Origin of the sequence: Inquilinus limosus MP06, assembly GCF_000767795.1 — a bacterium.
Classification (GTDB): Bacteria; Pseudomonadota; Alphaproteobacteria; order DSM-16000; family Inquilinaceae; genus Inquilinus; species Inquilinus limosus_E.
This window is the reverse complement of record NZ_JANX01000868.1, coordinates 1-1,794: the sequence shown is the minus strand read 5'-3', so window position 1 is coordinate 1,794 and position 1,794 is coordinate 1. Positions and strand designations below refer to the sequence as shown.

Below are 1,794 nucleotides of genomic sequence, written 5' to 3'. Positions count from 1 at the left end.
GCGCCTATGTCGAGGCGGTGGAGGGCCCCTTCACCGGCCGGGTCCTGGTGCCGGGCGCGCGCTGACACCGCTGCCAGGATCTGGCAGCATGCTCGCCTGGACGAGGAGGGCCTGTGTCGCGATCGGAACGCCTGCTGGGGCTGATCCAGGTGCTGCGCCGCCACCGCCGGCCGGTCAGCGGCCGCGCCCTGGCGGCCGAGACCGGCGTCAGCCTGCGCACCCTCTACCGCGACATCGCCACGCTGCAGGCCCAAGGCGCCGATATCGAGGGCGAGCCGGGGCTGGGCTATGTGCTGCGGCCCGGCTTCATGCCTGCCCGCCGCTGATGTTCTCGGAGGACGAGATCGAGGCGCTGGTGCTGGGGTCGCGCTGGGTGGCGCGGCGCGCCGACGACCGGCTGGGCGACGCCGCCCGCAACGCCCTGGCCAAGATCGCGGCGGTGCTGCCGGAAGATCTGCGCCAGGGCCTGGACGCCAGTGCCCTGCTGGTCGGCCCCGGCCAGCCGATCGCCGGCGGCAGCATCGACCTCGCGGCGGTCCGCCAGGCGATCCGGGGCGAGCGCAAGCTGGCCATCGCCTATCGCGGCCCGGAGGGGGCGGAGACGCGGCGCGTGATCTGGCCCTTCGCCCTCGGCTTCTTCGACCAGATCCGCATGGTGGTGGCGTGGTGCGAGCTGCGCCAGGGCTTCCGCCACTTCCGCACCGACCGGATCGCCGAGCTGGCGACCATTGAGGCGCGCTATCCACGCCGCCGCCAATCCCTCCTCAAGGAATGGCGCGAGAGCCAGGGCATCTCATCGCGCGACTGACTGCTGCCGGAAACTGACAGCATCGGCGTGCATTCTGGGCCCGTCACCGCAACAGACCTTCTCGCTGTTTCTTGACACCGTCATTGCGAGCGCAGCGAAGCAATCCAGGGCGGCTCGCCCTGGCCCCTGGATTGCTTCGTCGGCTGCGCCTCCTCGCAATGACGGCGAAAGAAGAATGCGTTGAGACGGTCTCCACACCACAGGAGAGCCGCCATGCCGATCCCCAGCTACACCCTGCTCTACGTCGACAACCCGCCGGCCAGCGCCGCCTTCTATGCCGGTCTGCTGGGCCGCGAACCGGTCGAATCCGCGCCGACCTTCGCCCTGTTCCTGCTCGACGGCGGCGCCAAGCTGGGCCTGTGGTCGCGCCACACGGTCGAGCCCGCGGCAACGGCGGCCGGCGGTGGCGGCGAGATCGGCTTCAGCGTCGCCAACGCCGAAACGGTCGAGACGCTGCATGCCGAATGGCGCGGCCGCGGCCTGCCGATCCTGCAGCCGCCGACCACGCTGGATTTCGGCCACACCTTCGTCGCCCTCGATCCCGACGGCCACCGCCTGCGGGTGTTCGCGCTGACGGTGTAGATCGAGGAACACTCGACAAACCCGGTGCCGGCTGGTCGATTAGGCGGATCGCACCCGGCCAGCGGCCCGCCGGGGCGATGGGATCCGGGGCCGTGGAACCGCACGCCGTGACCGCCGACCTGTCCCAGATCTCCGCCGCCGCCCTCGGCCGCCTCTACCTCTCCGGCGCCGCCGACCCGGTCACCGCGACCGAGTTCTTCCTCGACCATATCCGCGCCTGCCCGGACAAGGCGATCTTCCTGCTGCTGACCGAGGCGCGGGCGCGGCGCGAGGCCGAGGCCAGCCTGAAGCGCTACCGCGCCGGCCGGCCGCTGGGGCCGCTGGACGGCGTGCCGATCGCCTGGAAGGACCTGGTCGACCTGGAGGGCACGGTCACCACCGCCGGGGCCGAGGTGCTGCGGAAT

The 1,794-nt window shown here is 71.8% G+C and carries 4 protein-coding genes; all 4 read left to right on the top strand.

Annotated elements, in window-relative coordinates:
• Window positions 1-113 precede the first annotated feature (113 nt).
• A complete protein-coding gene (locus P409_RS41075; protein WP_238578834.1) occupies window positions 114-326 on the top strand; it encodes a helix-turn-helix transcriptional regulator in 213 nt (70 codons plus the stop codon).
• Window positions 326-808: a helix-turn-helix transcriptional regulator gene (locus P409_RS33400; protein WP_238578833.1), complete on the top strand. Its 483-nt coding sequence runs from the start codon at window positions 326-328 to the stop codon at window positions 806-808. The genes P409_RS41075 and P409_RS33400 overlap by 1 nt, the downstream gene beginning before the upstream one ends.
• A 213-nt stretch (window positions 809-1,021) precedes the next feature.
• Window positions 1,022-1,390, top strand: a complete 369-nt coding sequence (locus P409_RS33395; RefSeq protein ID WP_034848827.1) for a VOC family protein — start codon at window positions 1,022-1,024, stop codon at window positions 1,388-1,390.
• Window positions 1,391-1,482: 92 nt separating this feature from the next.
• A partial coding sequence (locus P409_RS33390; protein WP_274519203.1) for an amidase family protein occupies window positions 1,483-1,794 on the top strand: 312 nt, incomplete at its 3' end.

Excerpts from the sequence above, each read along its gene's own strand:
- P409_RS33395 (WP_034848827.1), top strand. The coding sequence starts at position 1,022 with ATGCCGATCCCCAGCTACACCCTGCTCTACGTCGACAACCCGCCGGCC.
- P409_RS33400 (WP_238578833.1), top strand. The coding sequence starts at position 326 with ATGTTCTCGGAGGACGAGATCGAGGCGCTGGTGCTGGGGTCGCGCTGG.